At 62.3% G+C, this 17,208-nt stretch carries 11 protein-coding genes and 1 tRNA gene; 8 read left to right on the top strand and 4 right to left on the bottom strand.

The window, feature by feature from the left end:
• Window positions 1-130: 130 nt before the first annotated feature.
• From purE to Q0X18_RS08730, 3 genes are read left to right on the top strand one after another with little or no spacing between them, the layout of a single operon-like run.
• Window positions 131-628, top strand: a complete 498-nt coding sequence (purE, locus tag Q0X18_RS08740) for a 5-(carboxyamino)imidazole ribonucleotide mutase (protein ID WP_297561103.1) — start codon at window positions 131-133, stop codon at window positions 626-628.
• 58 nt (window positions 629-686) lie between these two features.
• Window positions 687-4,061: a bifunctional diguanylate cyclase/phosphodiesterase gene (locus tag Q0X18_RS08735; RefSeq protein ID WP_297561101.1), complete on the top strand. Its 3,375-nt coding sequence runs from the start codon at window positions 687-689 to the stop codon at window positions 4,059-4,061.
• Window positions 4,062-4,115: 54 nt separating this feature from the next.
• Window positions 4,116-5,216, top strand: coding sequence for a 5-(carboxyamino)imidazole ribonucleotide synthase (locus tag Q0X18_RS08730; RefSeq protein WP_297561099.1), 1,101 nt, complete (start codon window positions 4,116-4,118; stop codon window positions 5,214-5,216).
• Here the strand turns inward: Q0X18_RS08730 and metH are convergent.
• Window positions 5,206-8,853 (bottom strand): methionine synthase, encoded by a 3,648-nt coding sequence (metH, locus tag Q0X18_RS08725; protein WP_374707510.1) that lies wholly within the window; start codon window positions 8,851-8,853, stop codon window positions 5,206-5,208. The genes Q0X18_RS08730 and metH overlap by 11 nt on opposite strands.
• Before the next feature lie 87 nt (window positions 8,854-8,940).
• Between metH and queG the strand changes: the two genes are divergently transcribed.
• On the top strand, window positions 8,941-10,038 hold the full coding sequence (gene queG / locus Q0X18_RS08720; RefSeq protein ID WP_297561096.1) for a tRNA epoxyqueuosine(34) reductase QueG: 1,098 nt from the start codon (window positions 8,941-8,943) through the stop codon (window positions 10,036-10,038).
• Between the two features lie 3 nt (window positions 10,039-10,041).
• On the opposite strand, the gene Q0X18_RS08715 is transcribed toward queG, so the two are convergent.
• On the bottom strand, window positions 10,042-10,752 hold the full coding sequence (locus tag Q0X18_RS08715; RefSeq protein ID WP_297561094.1) for a metallophosphoesterase: 711 nt from the start codon (window positions 10,750-10,752) through the stop codon (window positions 10,042-10,044).
• A 140-nt stretch (window positions 10,753-10,892) separates the two neighbouring features.
• On the opposite strand from Q0X18_RS08715, the gene lnt reads away from it, so the two are divergent.
• The 3 genes from lnt to secG all read left to right on the top strand — a co-directional run bounded on the left by lnt (window position 10,893) and on the right by secG (window position 12,632).
• Window positions 10,893-12,254 carry an apolipoprotein N-acyltransferase gene (gene lnt / locus Q0X18_RS08710; protein WP_297563047.1) on the top strand — a complete coding sequence of 454 codons (1,362 nt, stop codon included), beginning with the start codon at window positions 10,893-10,895 and terminating at the stop codon, window positions 12,252-12,254.
• 35 nt (window positions 12,255-12,289) lie between these two features.
• Window positions 12,290-12,375 (top strand) — tRNA-Leu (locus tag Q0X18_RS08705).
• 29 nt (window positions 12,376-12,404) lie between these two features.
• The gene (gene secG / locus Q0X18_RS08700) at window positions 12,405-12,632 is read left to right on the top strand and encodes a preprotein translocase subunit SecG (protein WP_297561092.1); all 228 of its coding nucleotides are present in this window, start codon (window positions 12,405-12,407) and stop codon (window positions 12,630-12,632) included.
• 346 nt (window positions 12,633-12,978) lie between these two features.
• On the opposite strand, the gene Q0X18_RS08695 is transcribed toward secG, so the two are convergent.
• Window positions 12,979-14,397: a hypothetical protein gene (locus Q0X18_RS08695; protein WP_297561090.1), complete on the bottom strand. Its 1,419-nt coding sequence runs from the start codon at window positions 14,395-14,397 to the stop codon at window positions 12,979-12,981.
• Window positions 14,398-14,469: 72 nt separating this feature from the next.
• A complete protein-coding gene (locus Q0X18_RS08690; RefSeq protein WP_297561088.1) occupies window positions 14,470-16,440 on the bottom strand; it encodes an elongation factor G in 1,971 nt (656 codons plus the stop codon).
• 145 nt (window positions 16,441-16,585) lie between these two features.
• Between Q0X18_RS08690 and Q0X18_RS08685 the strand changes: the two genes are divergently transcribed.
• Window positions 16,586-17,206, top strand: coding sequence for a MarC family protein (locus tag Q0X18_RS08685; protein WP_297561085.1), 621 nt, complete (start codon window positions 16,586-16,588; stop codon window positions 17,204-17,206).
• The last annotated feature ends 2 nt before the right edge of the window (window positions 17,207-17,208 follow it).

Genomic DNA, 17,208 nt, shown 5'->3' with positions numbered 1-17,208 from the left:
TGCGCAAGGAATCCTCGACCTTAACCCGTCCATACAGTTTTTGTCAGCCCTAAATCAGGTCAGGCCACCCAGTCGATAGGCGGGCGTGCCGGTTCGCCGAAGTGCTGCCTGCGCGATAAACTGAGGCCACATGGAGCTACCCCTTCACCCCCTGGTGGGCCTGATCATGGGCTCGAAGTCGGACTGGGAAACCATGCAGCACGCTGCACAGACCTTAGAGCAGCTACAGGTGCCCTACGAGGTGCGGGTGGTCTCGGCGCACCGTACCCCGGATTTGCTGTTTGAATACGCCGAGCAAGCCGAGGCGCGGGGCCTCGAGGTCATCATCGCCGGGGCCGGGGGCGCGGCGCACCTGCCCGGCATGACCGCGGCCAAAACCAGCCTGCCGGTGCTGGGGGTACCGGTGGAGTCCAGGAGCCTCAAAGGGCTGGACTCGCTCCTGTCCATCGTGCAGATGCCGGCCGGGGTGCCGGTGGGTACCCTGGCAATTGGCCGTGCCGGCGCGATCAATGCCGCGTTGCTGGCCGTGAGCATTCTGGCCAACAAATACCCCCCGTGCAAAGCAGCCTTAGCACAGTATCGCAAAACCCAGACCGAGGCGGTGCTGGCCGAACCCGATCCCCGATGAATGATGCCATTCCACATTTGGGCCGGGCTTTGTTTCCCAATGCACTAAACTAAGCTAAGTGAGTAGCCAACGCACCGTGGACTGGGCATGGCCGGCGGCAGCGCTGCTGGCTTTGCTCGTGGTGGCGTGGAGTATAGAGACTCGCTTGTGGGGCTTGGCCCTAACCGCCTTGCTGTTGTTGGGGCTGCTGGGTTGGTTGTACCGGGGGTCGGGTGGCTTTTGGGATTTGCAGGACGATCGCCAGACCGACCGAGCCTTTGAGGAAATGGCGTTGCTGGTGGTCAGACTGAACCGGGAAGGTCGCATTATGTTTTGTAACCGGTGTCTGCTCGAGCTCACCGGCTGGAGCTGGCCTCAAATAGCCGGGCGTGACTGGTTCGAGCTGTTTGTGCCTGAGGACGACAATCTAAAAGCAGCTTTTGAGCAGCAGATAGCCCAGGGGACAATCATGCCCCAGTACAAAAACCGCATTCTGACCCGGAGCGGCGAGCAGCGGGCGGTGGTGTGGAATAACACGGTGCTGCGGGATGGGCAGGGGCGGGTGGTAGGAATTACCTCCATTGGGCAAGACGTTACGGCCCTGGAACAGACCGAAAGAGAGCATTTGCAGAGCGAAAAGGTGCTGCGCCAGATTGCCGAGACCGTGCGAGACGTGGTTTTGTTGGCGGATGCTAACCTCCAGATCCAGTACGCGACCCCATCGGTATATACGGTGGCGGGCTGGCGGCCCGAAGAAGTGGTAGGCCGTTCGGTTTATAGCCTGCTAGATACTGAGCAACAGCGCATCTTTAGCCAAATGGTGCTCGAGGCCACGCCTAAAAGCCATGTGGCCCTGGTGGGCTTTTCGTATCAACGCCCCGACGGCGAACGGCGCATCCTGGAAGCTTCCATCAGTTTTCTTTTTTCGCCCGAAGGGGTTTTTCAGGGTGTAGTGGTCGGCCTGCGGGATGTGACCGAGCGCTACTTGGCTGAGCAAGCCGTAAGGGAAAGCGAGCAGCGCTTGCGCGAGCTGACCAACTCGATGCGCGATGTTGTCATGATGCTGAATCCGAAGGGCCTGATCGAGTACGTTACCCCCTCGGTGCAGGCGGCGCTGGGCTACGATCCACAGGAGTTGGTAGGCCGCAACGCTTTCGAATTTTTTGAACCAGAAGACCGCAACTGGGTGCTGGAGGCGGTGCGGGCTGCGCGAGAGGGAAGACGGCCCTTGCGGCTGGAGTACCAGCACCACCACAAGGATGGCTCGAAGGTCTGGCTCGAGACCCAGCTCGACTTTGTCTACGACCTCGAGGGCAACCCCGTCCGTATGGTGCTGGGAGCACGGCAGATTCAAGACCGCCGCGAGGCCGAGGAACAACTGCGCAAGAGCGAGCAGATGCTGCGGCAGATCACTAACGCCATGCAGGACGTGGTCGCTCTCACCGATCCACGGGGCTATTTACGCTATGTAACGCCTTCGGTTGAGCGATTGCTGGGGTATCACCCGGATCAGATGCTGGGCCAGCTTGCCTTCGATTACCTGGCCGCCGAAGACCGCGAGGAAGCCATGCACTTGGCTGAACAAAGTCTGGCTGGAGCTGGCTCGTACCAGCTCGAGGGCCGCTATCGCCATGCAGAGGGGCACTATGTCTGGATTGACACCCTGGTCAACTTTATCTTCGACGAGCAAGGAAACCCTGTTGGAAGTGTGGTGAATGGACGTGATGTGACCGAACGACGTCGGGCCGAAGAGGCCTTGCGGGAGCGGGAGTACCGTTTGCGCCAGATTACCAACTCCATCCGGGACGTGGTGCTGTTGCTCGATCCCTGGGCCAGGGTGCAGTACGTCACCCCCTCGGTTGAACAGGTGCTGGGCTACCGCCCCGAGGAACTGGTGGGTAAGCCTGCTTCCATCCTGACGGACAGGGCCCAGTGGTCTAAGGTTCGGCGAGAGGGTTTGCGGGCCATCCGGGAAAAGGGGGTCTATACCGCCGAGTGTGCTTGCAGGCACAAGGACGGGCATGCGGTGTGGATCGAGAGCCTGGTCAATGTTGTTTGGAGCGAAGAGGGGGCTTTGCAGGGCATCGTGGTGGGGATGCGCGACATCAGCGAGCGCAAGCAACAGCAGGCTTATGTGGAGTATATGGCCTACCACGACGAACTCACCAAGCTACCCAACCGCCGGGCATTGCGGCGAGCAGCCGAAGAACTGCTGTACAAGGCCAGCCAGCGGGAGATACCGGTGAGCCTCCTGTACCTCGACCTCGATAACTTCAAAACCGTAAATGACACACTGGGCCACGATGTAGGCGATGAGCTTTTAGTAGAAGTATCGCAAGTACTGAGCAAACAACTGCGTTCCGAGGATATGCTGGCCCGCCTGGGCGGCGATGAGTTCGCCTGCATTTTGTTCAATACCGATGCAGAACAGGCCCGGCAGGTGGCGTTCCGTATGTCCAGGGCGATACGCAGCACCCTAGGATCGAGCAACCCTGCCTATAAACTGCCCAGTCTAGGGGTAAGTGTGGGAATTGCCAGTTTTCCCAAAGATGGTCGCACTTTTGTTGAGCTATTGAAAGTAGCCGACATTGCCATGTACCAGGCCAAGGACTCAGGCAGCCGGGTGGTTATCTATGATGCGGCTACAAGCCCATATACCGAGGAACGGCTGCAATTTGAAGCGGCGATGCGTAAGGCTATCCAGGAGCAGCAGTTTGAGCTCTTGTACCAGCCCATCTGGCATCTTCGGGCAGGGCGTATAGAGGAAGCCGAAGCCCTCTTGTGTTGGCCCCATCAGGGAGCTACCTTGCGGGCATCGGATTTTGTTCCTCTGGCCGAAGAGGTGCACTTGATTGAGCAGATGGATCTGCTGGCTTTACAAAAAGGCCTGTTGCAGCTTAAGCGCTGGCAGCAGAAGGGTTTCAATTACCGCCTCGCCGTGAACATCTCGACCCAGTCGCTGATACAACCCGAGGTGGTGCGCGAACTGTTGGAGACACTGCGCCGAGCGGAAACCGACCCTCGGTGGCTCACCCTCGAGGTCACCGAGAGCGTGTTGCTGCGCGAGCCGGAGCAGGCTCGAGAGGCCCTCAGCAGGTTCAAAGCCCTGGGGGTACAGATTGCCATTGACGACTTTGGCAGCGGTTATGCCTCGCTGGGCTATTTGCGCCAACTGCCCCTCGATCGGCTCAAAATAGACCGTAGCTTTATCAGTTACCTGGGTACCAGCGTGCGGGACGAGAAACTGATCCGAGCGGCCATTGACCTGGCCCACAGCCTCGAGGCCGAGGTGGTGGCCGAGGGGGTCGAGACCCAGGAGCAGCTCGTGTGGCTGCACAATAACGGTTGCGACCTGGTGCAGGGTTATCTGGTGGGCCAGCCGGTGCCTGCTGCCGACTGGCCGCCGCAGCAGCCCATTGAGCGTCTGTTATTTCCGGTGCCAAGGCTGGATTGAGGAGCTAAGGTGGGCTGGGTTGGCTCTTTTTTCAGCCTAAAGTAGGCTATAGGCGTGCAGATAGGGGTTCTGGGCGGTGGACAACTGGGACGTATGCTGGCTTTGGCGGGGTATCCGCTGGGGCTTGGGTTCAGGTTTTTTGACACGGCGGCCGAGGCCCCGGCGGGCCAACTGGCCGAGCTGGTGGTGGGCGACTATGCCGACCAAGGGGCGCTGGATCGGTTTGCCGAGGGGCTCTCGCTCCTGACCTACGAGTTTGAGAACGTACCGGTGGCGGCGGCGGCCCGGCTGGCCCAGCACCGGCCGGTGTACCCCCCGCCCGGGGCGCTGGAGGTGGCCCAGGATCGGGTGGCCGAAAAGACCTTTTTTCAGGGGCTGGGCATCCCCACCCCCCTGTTTTACCCGGTGCTGACCCGCAACGACCTGCTGGACGGCCTCGAGCGCACCGGATGGCCGGCCCTGCTCAAGACCCGGCGGCTGGGCTACGACGGCAAGGGGCAGAAGCTCCTGCGCTCGCCCGCCGACCTCGAGGCGGCCTGGGCCCTTCTGGGCGGGCAGCCCCTGATTCTAGAAGCCTTCGTGCCCTTCGAGCGCGAGCTTTCCATCCTGGCGGTGCGGAACACCCGCGGGCAGATGGCCTTCTACCCGCTGGTGGAGAACCAGCACACCGGGGGCATTCTGCGCAAGAGCCGGGCCCCCGCCCCGGCCACCCCGGCCCGCTTGCAGCACGAGGCCGAGCGCATCGCCACGCGGGTGCTGGAGAAGCTGGACTACGTGGGGGTTCTGGCTATTGAGTTATTCGAGGTGGAGGGCACCCTCTGGGCCAACGAGATGGCCCCACGGGTGCACAACTCCGGCCACTGGACCATCGAGGGGGCCGAGACCAGCCAGTTCGAAAACCACCTGCGGGCCATTCTGGGCCTGCCGCTGGGCGCCACCGCCCCCCGCGGCCAGGCGGCCATGCTGAACCTGATTGGCCTGAAGCCCGACTTTGCGCGGGTGCTGGAAATTCCGGGGGCCCACCTGCACTGGTACGGCAAGGAGGTGCGCCCCGGGCGCAAGGTGGGGCACATCACCCTGCGGGCCGATACCCCCGAGGCGCTCGAGGCCCACCTGGGCCGGCTCGAGGCGGTGCTGGCGGAAACTAAAGATTGAAATACTTGGCCGCCGGGTGGTGCACCACAATGGCGCTGGTGGACTGCTCGGGGTGAAGCTGGTACTCCTCGCTCAGCTCCACCCCAATCTCCTGCCACTGCAGAAGCTCTTGCAGGTACTTCTGGTCTTCTAAGCGGGGGCAGGCCGGGTAGCCGAAGCTGTAGCGGCTGCCCTGGTAGCCCTGGCGGAAGAGTTCTTCTAAGCTGGTGGCGTCGTCCTGGGCGATGTCGAGCTGCTGGCGGATGCGCTTGTGCCAGTACTCGGCCAGGGCCTCAGCCATCTCCACCGAGAAGCCGTGCAGGTAGAGGTAGTCCTGGTAGGCATCGGACTGGAACAGCTCCTGGGCCACCTGCGAGACCTTGCGGCCCATGGTGACCACCTGGGCGGCCAGCACGTCGCGCGCCCCGTTGGCCCAGGCCGCCGGCGGGAACCAGTCCGGCTCGTTCCCGATGGGAGGGGCATGGCGGGGGCGGAAGAAGTCGGCGATGCACAGATGGCGCGAACCCGCTCCCATCTGGCGGGGGAAGTTGAAACGAAACAGCTCGGCCCCGGACTCGGGGTCGAAGACGATCAGCTCGTTTTTGTCCGAGGCCACCGGCCAGTAGCCGTAGACCACCGCGGGCTCGAGCCACTCCTCGGCCATGGCCTGCAAGACCATCTCCTCGAACATGGGCTCGGCCAGCCGCTCGAGGTAGGCCTCGTACTCGGGCTGGCTCATCTCGCCCTTGCGGAAGCCCCACTGCCCGCGGAAGAGGGCGTTTTTGTTGACGTAGCGGGAGATGACCCCAACCTCCAGTTCGCTTTTGTCCACCACCCGCCGGCCCCAGAAGGGCGGCCTGGGGATGCGGGGGGCGGGGGGGGTGTTGGAAGGGATGTACTCTGAACCGGCCATCAGCTTCTCCTGCAAAATTTCGTAGGCGGTTTTGTACTTGTGGCCGCTCACCTCGCGGCTGGTGAGGCGGGGCGGGGCGTGGCCGGTCAGCTCCTCCATGAGCTGCAGGCCATCGAAGGCATCGGAAGCATAATAAACCGGGCCGGTGGCGTAGGTCTGGCGCAGGTCGTTTTCCACGTAGTGCCGGTTGAGCGCGGCCCCACCCAGCAGCACCGGCAGGCTGATGCCTCGAGCCGCCATGTACTCGAGGTTTTCCTTCATCACCACGGTGCTCTTGACCAGGAGCCCGCTCATGCCCACCGCGTCGGGCTGGTGTTCCTCCACCGCGGCCAGAATCTCCTCGATGGGTTTTTTGATGCCCAGGTTCACCACCTTGTAGCCGTTGTTGGAGAGGATGATGTCCACCAGGTTCTTGCCGATATCGTGCACATCGCCCTTAACCGTGGCGATCACCAGGGTGCCCTTGTGGACGCCCTCGAGCTTTTCCATCCGGGGCTCGAGGTAGCGCACCGCAGCCTTCATGGTCTCGGCGGCCTGCAGCACGAAGGGCAGTTGCATCTTACCCGCACCGAACAGATCGCCCACCACCTTCATGCCTTCCAGCAGAATCTGGTTGATGATCTCCACCGGGCTGTACTTTGCCAGGGCCTGTTCCAGGTCGGCCTCGAGGCCCACCTTGCGCCCCTCGATGATGCGTTTTTTGAGGCGCTCCTCGAGCTCGAGGCCGGCCAGCGGGTCGCGGGCCTGGGTCTTGTCCACCTTGTTTTTGGTGAAGTAGTCCACAAAGGCGAAGAGCGGGTCGTGGGTCACCTCGCCGGCGGGCCCGAACTGCCGCCGGTCGTAGATCAGATCCAGGGCCAGCTGGTACTGCTCCTGGGAAATCTGGTTGATGGGCAGAATTTTCCCGGCGTTCAGGATGGCCGCGGTCAGGCCGGCCTGGATGCACTCGTCCAGAAACACCGAGTTCAAGACCACCCGAGCCTGGGGCGAGAGGCCAAACGATACGTTGGAGATGCCCAGAATAAACCCCACCTCGGGAAGCTGCTGGCGGAGCTGGCGGATGCCCTCGATGGTCCATAGGGCCAGCTTGCGGGTGTCCTCGTCGCCCTGGGTGATGGGGAAGGTGAGCAGGTCGAACAGAATGGACTCGCCCGCGATGCCGTGCACCTGAGTCAGCCGCTCGTACATGCGCAGGGCGATCTCCACCTTGCGCTCCACGGTTTTGGCCATGCCGGCTTCCTTGTCCTCGTCAATGGTCAGGGCCACCAGGGCTGCGCCGTGTCGCTTGGCTAAAGCCGCTACCCGGTCGAACTTCTCCAGGCCGTCCTCCAGGTTGATCGAGTTCAGAATGGCCCGCCCCCCCAGGTGCTCGAGGGCTTCCTCCATCACCTCCGGCTGGGTGGTGTCCACCATGATGGGAATCGGCACGCTGGTGGCAAAGCGCTTGAGTACCTCGCGCATGTCGCGCACCTCGTCGCGCCCGGTCCAGGCCACCGAGACGTCCAGCACGTGGGCCCCTTCGGCCACCTGTTCGGCGGCCAGGGCCTCCATGCCGTCGAAGTCGCCCGCAAACAACAGCTCGCGGAACTTCTTGCTGCCCGTGGCGTTGGTGCGCTCCCCCACGATCAGAATGCCGGTATCCTGCCGCAGCGGTACGCTCTGGTAGAGGCTGGCCACCTGGCCCAGCGGGGAAGGAGTCTGCTTTTGCTGGCTGCCCCGCAGCTGTGGGGCGTGGCAACCCCCCAGCGCTTCGACCAGCGCCCGGATATGCTCCGGCCCGGTGCCACAGCACCCCCCCACCACATTCAGCCCGTACTCCTGCACGAACTTGAGCTGCCAGCGGGCCAGCTCGGCGGGGGTCAGGTCGAAGACGGCCCGGCCCCCCTCGTTGCGGGGCAGCCCGGCGTTGGGCAGGCAGGCCACCCAGCGGGTGCTGTGCTGGCAGAAATGGCGGACGTGGGTGTCCATCAGGTCGGGGCCCACCGCGCAGTTGATGCCCACCACATCCACCGGCAGGCTTTCCAGTACGGTCAGGGCCGCCCCGTCGTCGCTGCCGACCAGCAGGGTGCCGGTGGCCTCGAAGGTGACCTGTACCTGCAAGGGCACCTCCCGCCCCAGGTCTTGCATGGCCTGGCGGCAGGCCAGCACCGCGCAGCGCACCTGCAGCACGTCCTGGCAGGTCTCGATGATCAGCAGATCCACCCCGCCCCGGATCAGGCCGCGGGCCGCGGTGCGGTATGACTCAAACATCTCTTTCCAGCCGATCTGCCCCAGCGAGATGAGCTTGGTGCCTGGCCCCAGCGACCCCGCCACGAAGCGGGGCTTTTCAGCAGACTTCTTATCGGCTTCACCGCGGGCAATCTGGGCGGCAGCGTAGGCCAGGTCTTCGGCCTCGGACTCGAGGCCATACTCGGCCAGCACGTGGGGCATTGAGCCGAAGCTGTTGGTCTCGATCACGTCGGCGCCAGCCTCGAGGTAGCTCCGGTGAATGGCGGCAATCACGTCGGGACGGGTGCGGTTCAGAATTTCCGGGCAGCCGCTGTACTGGGGCCCTCCAAAGTCGGCGTCGCTCAGGTTGTACTTGAATATCTCGGTTCCCATGGCCCCGTCGTAGACCAGCACCCGTTCTGAGAGGGCCTTCAGATAGGGGAAGGCCTGGGCGCGGGCCTCCTGGGCATAGCCCTGGGCGGTAAGGGGTTCAATCCCTTGCTCGGCGAAAAAGTCACGCGGTGCGTTCACGCTCACAACGGCTATTGTAGAGCACGGTATACCAAATGTATGCAGCGGGCTTCCTGGCTTGTATTTACCTGCTAAACCTCAGACAATTGGCGTGTGCAGGTGGCTGAAGCGCTTACCCAAGCAGCGCAGGAGCGGGGCTTTTTGACCGCCTGGGCCGGCCTGGACTTGCCACAGGAAACCCAGCAGCGCTACCGCGACTGGCTGGCCGAAGGCAAGCAAGCTGGGATGGCCTACCTGCCCCGGAACCTGGAAACCCGGCTCAACCCTTCCCAGCGCTTTACATGGGCCCGCAGCGTGCTGGTGCTGGCCGCCCCCCACGCCTACCCGCCGCCCCCCAAACCCCCCGGCGGTCTCCGTTTGGGTCGGATGGCCCGCTACGCCTGGGTGCGCGATTACCACCGCCTGATACAGCCGCATTTGGAGGCCTTGGAACACCTGGCCCAGCGCCTGGGCCTGCAAGCCAAGGGCTACGTGGACACCGGCCCGCTGTCCGAGCGTTCCTATGCCGCGCTGGGGGGCCTGGGCTGGATTGGCCGCAACGCCATGCTGATGCGGATGGGGGAGGGCACCTACCTTACGCTGGCGGTGCTCCTCACCTCGCTCGAGCCCCCCCCGTCAGAGCCCTACCCCAACCGCTGCGGACGGTGCAGTCGCTGCGTGGCCCGCTGCCCCACCCAGGCCCTGCTGGGCGACGGAACCCTGGACGCCCGCTTGTGCATCAGCTACTGGACCATTGAGCACCGCGGCCCGATTCCGGGCGAGCTTTGGGCGGGCATTGGCGACTGGCTGTTTGGCTGTGATATCTGCCAGGAGGTGTGTCCCTGGAACCGCAAGGCCAGGTCTTTCTGGCAGGATTTTGTCCCCGAACCCGAGCTGGCCTACCCCAACCTCGAAGACTTTTTCTACCTCTCCTCCAAGGCCTTCGAACGCAAATACGCTGGAACGGTGTTCCTGCGCCCGGGCCGCACCCGCATGGCCCGCAACGCGCTGGTGGTGCTGGCCAACCTGGGCAACCCGGACTACCTGCCCCTGATACGCCGGGGTGCCCAGGACGTGAATCCGGTGGTGCGGGCCACAGCCGCCCAGGCCCTGGCCCGGCTGGGTGATTTTGTTTCGCTTGAACCGCTGCGCCGCGACCCGGTGTTGCAGGTGGCGGGATTGGCGCGGGGTCTGCTGGAAAGACAGGGCTGAGTATTACTGAGGAAACCGCCCTTGCCGCACCACCTCTGCCAGCACCTCGGGTAGCTCCCAGGCTGCTAGGTCGAAGGTCACCTGGCCGTAGTCGTAGGGTAGCTTCAAGAACCGGTGGAGCACCTCGCCGTGGATATCGTCCTCCAGAATGAGCACGTCGGCCCCCGGCTCACCCCCCAAACTCAGGCCCACCGAGCCCGGATCAAAGACCACGCCCCTGTGTACCGCCCGACGAAAGGGGATGTGCTTGCCGGCCACCACCGCGTAGCGCGAGCGGATGGACTCGAGCATCCTCAGAATTTCCTGGGGATGCGCTTCATTCAGGTCAATTTTGTGTTCGGGGTCTTCCGGTGAGCCGTGGAAGGCCATCAGGCGGCCCCCTGGGGTGTCGTAGCGGTGGCGCGAGCGCAGGTTGCGCAGGAAGTGCAGCTCGCGCTGGCCGAGCTGTTCGCGCGTCCAGGCGATGGTAGTCTCGGCGATGCCCTCCCGCGGCGGCGCGGGCAGGGCATAGGCCACCCGCAGGTCGGCTGCCCCCGGCACACAGGGAATACCCTCGCGGTCGAGCCTGCGAATCACCTGGCGGGGATGGGGGCCGTAGCCGACCAGATCCCCAACCGCCAACACCTGTTCGACTCCTTCCTTGCGCAAAGCCTCGAGGGCGGCCTCGAGCGCAGGCAGATTGGCGTGAATTTCGGCAATGATCCCCAGCCGCATGACGGCTTCATTTTGACACGAACCGGCCAAAGGGATGGCCCATTTGGCCGGTTGGGGCTTTGGGCTCGAAGTTCAGGCTTTTTACAACCCGACCGCGTATGCTTTATTCCGTGCAGTTTTGGACCCCGCTTCTTTTGGGTATGGCCCTGGCGCTCTGTCTGCCGCCGACACCGCTGGGATTTCTGGCCCCACTGCCCCTGATCTGGCTCTTGACCCGGGGGGGCTTCCGCTTTGGTCTGCTGGCCGGAATTGGTTTCTGGGCAGTGCACCTGGTCTGGCTCCCGCTGAGTTTTGTGGTGTTGTTTGAAACGCCCTGGGGGGCGGTGCCCTACCTGCCGCTGGTCTTGATCAAAGCTGCCCTCTGGGGGGTGGTCTTTGGCCTGACCCGTGGCCGTCCCCTGGCCCGGGCCGGGCTCTGGGTGGTGCAGGAATACCTCACCTCCCTGGGCGAGATCGCCTTTCCCTGGGGTTTTATGGGTTATGCCCTGGTCGAGGCCCCTGGCCGGGTGCTGGCAAGCCTGGGGGGCGTTTACTTGCTTTCGTTGGTGGTATTGGGGATGGCCGTGGGGGTATATGCAGCCTGGCAACGGCTGCGCGCCGACCCGGTGGTTTTCTCGGCCCCGGCCCTGGGCTTGGCCGGGCTGCTGCTGGGCTGGGTGGGGCTATGGAGCATCCCACTCCCCGCGCTTCAAGCGAACGAAAAAGCCCTGTTGGTGCAGGGGAACATCAACCCCTTGCGGAAGCTCGAGGGGGCCTCTGCCGAGGAAACTTACCTGCAACTCACTCGCCAGGGCTTGCAGGCCCACCCCGATGTAACGGTGGTGGTCTGGCCCGAGACGGCCGTTGCGGGCTTTTCGCCTCAACTGGTAGCCCTGCTGGGCCACCGCGAACTCATCAGCGGTCTGGAAACGGGCATAACCAACCGGGTAGTACGCCTCTGGAGCGGGCAAGTTACCCACTTTTACGACAAAAACCGGCTGGTTCCTTTTGGGGAATACTTTCCCTGGAGCGAAGCTTTGCGCCCTGTTTATCGCTTCTTTTTTCGAGCCTTTGGCTTCGACGGCGACCTGGGCAGCCGCATGCCAGGTACGGCCTATACACCCTTAGATAACTACGGTGCTTTTATCTGCTACGAATCGGTTTTCCCGTCGGTGGCGCGAGGTTTGGTTTTGAATGGTGCACAAGTTTTGGAGCTGGGCTCCAACGATGCCTGGTATGGCCCCAGCTTTGGCGGGTTACAGCATTTCCAGATGGGCCGGCTGCGGGCTGTTGAAACCGGCCGCTGGCTGCTGCGGGCCGGAAACGATGGGGTAACCGCCATCATCGACCCTTACGGGCGGGTCATGGCCCGCATACCGCAGCGACAGGCGGCCTATCTGGCGGGGGAGTTTGGTATTCTGCAACACCATACCCCCTACGTACGTTTTGGGGACTGGGCGGTAATTCTGGCAGCACTTCTCAGTATCGGCTTGCGAAACCGTGCAAAAGGCACTATAGTTTAGTCTTGCTGGCGACTATGCCAGAAGTAAGCGAGCGTGCCGGGATGGCGGAATTGGTAGACGCACCCGACTCAAAATCGGACGGTTAACAGCCGTGTGGGTTCGAGTCCCATTCCCGGCACCAACCATCCCCCGTAGCTGTGGAGGCCTCAAGTGGAGTTTTTACAGAACATCGTAATTTTCATTTATATCGCTGTGGCTGGGTTTCTGGTTTACCTGGTGCTATCGCAAGAACCCAAGCAGGGGGCGGGCGATATGTTTGGCGGCTCGACTGACCTTTTTAGCACCCGCGGGATTACCGGAGGCCTGTACCGGATTACCGTTGTATTGGGCGTGCTTTTTGTAGTACTGGCTTTTTCCTTTCGCTTTTTCACTCGATAAAACCAGCGAGCTAATCAGTAGGCTCCGATGGGGCGCTCGAGGTTTTCTCGTCGCTGCGGTGTGATGCCGCTTCTATAGCAGCCAAAGAGACCCCCTGAAGCGCCTCAGCCTGGCTTGCCCGACTCCGATACGGTAAGCGAAAGCGAACTTCGAGTATGCCCACTGCGGCGTTTTGCCGTGATTAACTCTACTTTCGCCCCCATCCCTAAAAGAAGACAACCAGGTTTTTTGACTGCGGAATATCGCCGGGTTCTTTCTCAGAGCCACTCTATACGCTACGTACACAGATTTGGCATCTGATCGCATTTCGGCAGTATCGTTTACTTCGGCAAGCCTATGCAGCCTTCTACCACCGCACCTCGTAAAAGCCTCGATTAACCAGACTGTTGCCCTCCACCACCGCATAGGAAAGACCCAGACCAAAACGTTTACCCACAAGCTCGAGGAAGCTGCCAAAGGATTTGATCAGATCGCGCTCGAGTGCATCCCCTTGACCGATGGTTAGGGGCAGCAGATCGTTCAACGAACCAAACTGTTGCTGCAAAATAGCGCCCTGGTTGGCGAAGGTGTAGCCCACCGCATTGGCCGGTATGCGCACACGGAAGCGCTGGAAGCCCGGATCTGTACGCCAGGTGGGGTTTTTGACCGCGGCCAGGGCGCTTTTGCTGGTGGCTAGAATCAGCCGGTTGGCCTCGAGCTTATAGTACAGCACCCCACCCAGCCCTACCTCCACGGCCTTAAAGTCACCCTCGTTGCCCAGCACCCTGAAACCGCCCTGGCCGTCGGGGCTCGAGAAGGCCGCCAGGCTTTGCAAAAGCGCCAGCAGATTGGCCTCGGCGGTGGGGGGGTCGCGCAGCTCCCAGTAGATCAGGCTGTGACCCAGCAGGCCCTCGCCCAGTCCGTCCCGCGCAGGGGGTGGCCCCTGTACCGTAACGGTAGCAAAGCGTGCTCCAAAAGCCCTCAGATCCAGGCTCAGCCGCACATCGAACTCGCGCAGCAAGCCAGGCAGGTAGGCCCCAAACCGACTCAGGTCGAATACCCCGGTCGTTACGGATAAACCCCTGGGCAGATCGGCTGCGTTATAGGGTTGCTCTTTGGGTAATAAAAGGCTGGCCAGGGCGGGGTCGGAGGCGGGGTTTAGCTCCAGACGACTCTCGTCGGTGTAGCCTCCGGGGGTGAGCTGGATGGCGTAGCTAAAGCGGCGGAAGGTTCGGGCTGCACCTAGGGCTCGAGGGGGCAGATCCAGGCTTCGCAGGAGGTCTTGCGGCGGGGCCCCCCATAGCACGATATCCCCCCGTACCGGGGCTTGCAGACCCCGGCGGTTTTGCAGGAATAAGCGGGCATACTTGGGGGAGGCCATAAACACCAGATCGCGGCTGAAGCCCATCTCGACCTCACGATCCCCCCCTACCAGCCAGCCGCCCTGGGGCCGCAGCCCCTTGGTCTCGCGACGCAGCACTTGCATGGCTTCGGCGCTGGGGCGGGCAATCACGAAAAATCCATCGGTATAAAGTGCTGCTGCTAGACCTCCGGCGGCAATTCCCAGAAGCGCCGCCTCGGAGCCGGCTTGTTGCTGCAATTCACGGTTGAGCAGAGCTTCCATTCCACTTTGTTTCCAGTCGGCGGCCAGCCCGCTCAGGTAACGGCTGCCGCGCAGGTCGTTCAGGTAAAAGCCGGCTACCGCCCCTTGAGGGGCCAGGGCAAGCAAGTTCTGGGCCAGAGCCGAGCCAAGGAGAAGGAGTACAAAAATCAACAGGCGAGCCATGGATTCATGGTACTCGCCCGGGTTTCTACAGTGTGCGATTTTTTGCCTTGACAGGTAGCTGTACCGCTTTGCTCAGGCCTCAGCTTTCTGCCGCTCGGCAATCACTTTTTGGGCCAGATTGGGGGGTACTTCGGCGTAGTGGGAGAACTCGAGGCTATAAGCACCGGTGCCCTGGGTGAGCCCGGACAGGGTACGGCTGTACTCGAGCACCTCGGCCAGGGGGGCTTCGGCGCTCACCACGGCCAGGGCCCCCTCCTGATCCATGCCCAGGATGCGACCCCGGCGCGACTGCATATCCGACAAAATATCGCCCACCCGATCCTGGGGAACAAAAATCTTCAGGGTGTAGATGGGCTCGAGCAGGGTGGGACTGGCCTGGGTGACCACGTTGCGGAAGGCTAGCTGGGCGGCCAGCTGGAAGGCCATATCTGAGCTATCCACATCGTGATAAGAGCCATGATAGACCACAGCCCTAAAACCAATCACTGGATAACCGGCCAGCGGCCCGGTCTTGGCTGCTTCTTTGATGCCCGCCTCTACTGATTCCATGTACTTGGTGGGGATCACCCCGCCGGTAATCTCCCAGACAAACTCGTAGTCGGGGTGGGGTTCGAGCCGCAGCCAGACATCGCCGTACTGCCCGTGCCCGCCGGTTTGTTTTTTGTGCTTGCCCTGCCCTTCGGCTTTTTTGCGGATGGTCTCCCGGTAGGGGATTTTGGGGGGGCGGCTGATGATTTTGACCCCATAGTCGGCCAGGCGTTCCTTGGCGGTCTCGAGATGCAGGTCGCCCATACCCCACAGAATCTGTTCGCCGGTCTCCGGGTTGCGCTCGAACCTCAGGCTGGGGTCTTCTTCCAGCAGCTTGCGCAAAGCGTCGCCGAGTTTGGCCTCATCGGCGCGCGACTCGGGTGTGATAGCCACCATCGCGACCGGGTCGGGCAGGCGGGCCGAGGGAAACTCCAGGCGTTCCCCCTGCCAGAGTTCCATGCCCTTGTGCAGGCTATCGGCTTTGGGCAGGGCCAGGATGGTTCCGGCCTCGGCCTCCTCGAGCTCGATCAAATCCTTACCTTTGGCGGTGTAGAGGTGGGCCAGCCGAACCGTGCCGTTGTCTGACTGCAAGGTGTCGCCAGCCTTGAGCTTGCCGCGGTAAAGCCGGGCAAAAGCCACCTGCCCCATGAAGGGATCCACCTGCACTTTGAACACCTTGGCCGCCGGGCTGCCCTGGCCCCAGCGTTCTTCGGGGGAGGGGAGGGCCTCGAGGAACAGGTCGAGCAGCATATCCAGCCCGATAAGCGCCCCCGAAGAGCCGATGGCTACCGGGAAAACCTGGCCTTTGCGCACGGCCTCGTGGAAGGCCCTCGAGAGGGCCACCTCCTCCACTTCGCCGCCCTCGAGGTACTTCTCCAGCAGGCTTTCATCGGTCTCGATGATGGCTTCGCGGGCTTCGTTACGGTATTTTTCGACCTGGGCTTTCTGGTCTTCGGGGATGCTGGTAATCACCGGGCGGCCCTTGTCGTAGCGGAAGGCCCGGTCGTGCAGCACATCAATCAGCCCAACCCACTGCCCGTTTTCATAAAGCGGCAGGTGCGCCGGGAGGATGTGCCCCAGTGTGGAGCGCAGATCCTCGAGCAGCGCAAAAAAATCGCCCCCTTTTTCCAGCTTGGTGACCACCACCATCCGGGGTAGCTCCAGCCGCTCGGCTACCGTCCAGGCCCGCTCGGTGCCAATCTGCACACCAGTTTCCGCCGAGACTACCACTACCGCCGAATCAGCGGCTTCCATGGCGCTCCGTATTTCCCCCACGAAATCGGTGTAGCCTGGGGCGTCGAGCAGGTAAATGCGGTGCCCTTGGTAGGTCAGGGGCAGCACCGCTGTGCGAACTGAGACCCGGTGGGCTTTTTCCTCCGGGGTATAGTCCGAGGTAGTGCTGCCCTCTTCTACCTTGCCCATGCGATCCTTGCCCCCGGTGAAGTAAAGAAGCGCTTCGCCGAGGGTGGTTTTTCCGCTGCCGCTGTGCCCTACGAGGGCGACAGTGCGAATCATGGTTAACCTCCTTGTGGCCTCAGTATAAGGGTTTGGGGAAGACAAAAATACCTCGAGCGGCGTACTGGAACCCGACCTTCAGGAACTATGCTAGACTGACGGCTTGTTGTAGGGATTGTTGAAAATACTAAGGAAAACCCTATCCATGATTGAGTTTGCTGTTAAGGCCTTTCTGACCCTGTTTGTGCTGATAGACCCTATCGGCCTGATACCGCTTTTTTTGGGCCTGGTTGGTACTCGCAGCTATCAGGAGCAAAAGAAAATTGCCCTGCGCTCGACCCTGGTGGCGGGGTTTTTGATACTGGGCTTTGCCATACTGGGTGGAGTGATCCTCCGCCACCTGGGTATCAGCCTCGAGGCCCTCAAGGTGGCCGGGGGGCTACTGCTATTCAAAATCGCCCTGGACATGATCAATGCCCAGCTCGAGCGCGAGACCGACGAGGAGCACGCCGAGTCGCAAGCCCGAACCGATATCTCGGTCTTTCCCCTGGCCATCCCCCTCATCGCTGGGCCTGGCACCCTGGCCGGGGTGCTGATTCTCACTGGGTCGGCCCCGGGGGGGATATGGGGGTTCGTGGTGGTGCTGGCCGTGGCCGCGCTGGTGCTGTTTCTGACCTACTGGTCGCTCAGGGCTGCGCTCAAGTTCTCCAGTTCGCTGGGCCGTACCGGTATCAACGTAATTACTCGGGTGTTAGGCATCCTGCTGGCCGCGCTGGCCGTGCAGTACGTGGCGGACGGGGTGCGGGTTTTGCTCAAGCTCGGCTAAAC

It is taken from the genome of Meiothermus sp., assembly GCF_026004075.1.
Taxonomy (GTDB): Bacteria; Deinococcota; Deinococci; order Deinococcales; family Thermaceae; genus Meiothermus.
Note: the sequence above shows the minus strand (reverse complement) of the source record. Positions and strands in the feature narration are given on the sequence as shown.

Bases quoted from the DNA above. Each gene is read 5' to 3' on its own strand.
- Q0X18_RS08690 (WP_297561088.1), bottom strand. From the start codon at position 16,440: ATGATTCGCACTGTCGCCCTCGTAGGGCACAGCGGCAGCGGAAAAACC.
- Q0X18_RS08685 (WP_297561085.1), top strand. From the start codon at position 16,586: ATGATTGAGTTTGCTGTTAAGGCCTTTCTGACCCTGTTTGTGCTGATA.
- Q0X18_RS08695 (WP_297561090.1), bottom strand. From the start codon at position 14,397: ATGGCTCGCCTGTTGATTTTTGTACTCCTTCTCCTTGGCTCGGCTCTG.
- lnt (WP_297563047.1), top strand. From the start codon at position 10,893: ATGGCCCTGGCGCTCTGTCTGCCGCCGACACCGCTGGGATTTCTGGCC.
- Q0X18_RS08715 (WP_297561094.1), bottom strand. From the start codon at position 10,752: ATGCGGCTGGGGATCATTGCCGAAATTCACGCCAATCTGCCTGCGCTC.
- purE (WP_297561103.1), top strand. From the start codon at position 131: ATGGAGCTACCCCTTCACCCCCTGGTGGGCCTGATCATGGGCTCGAAG.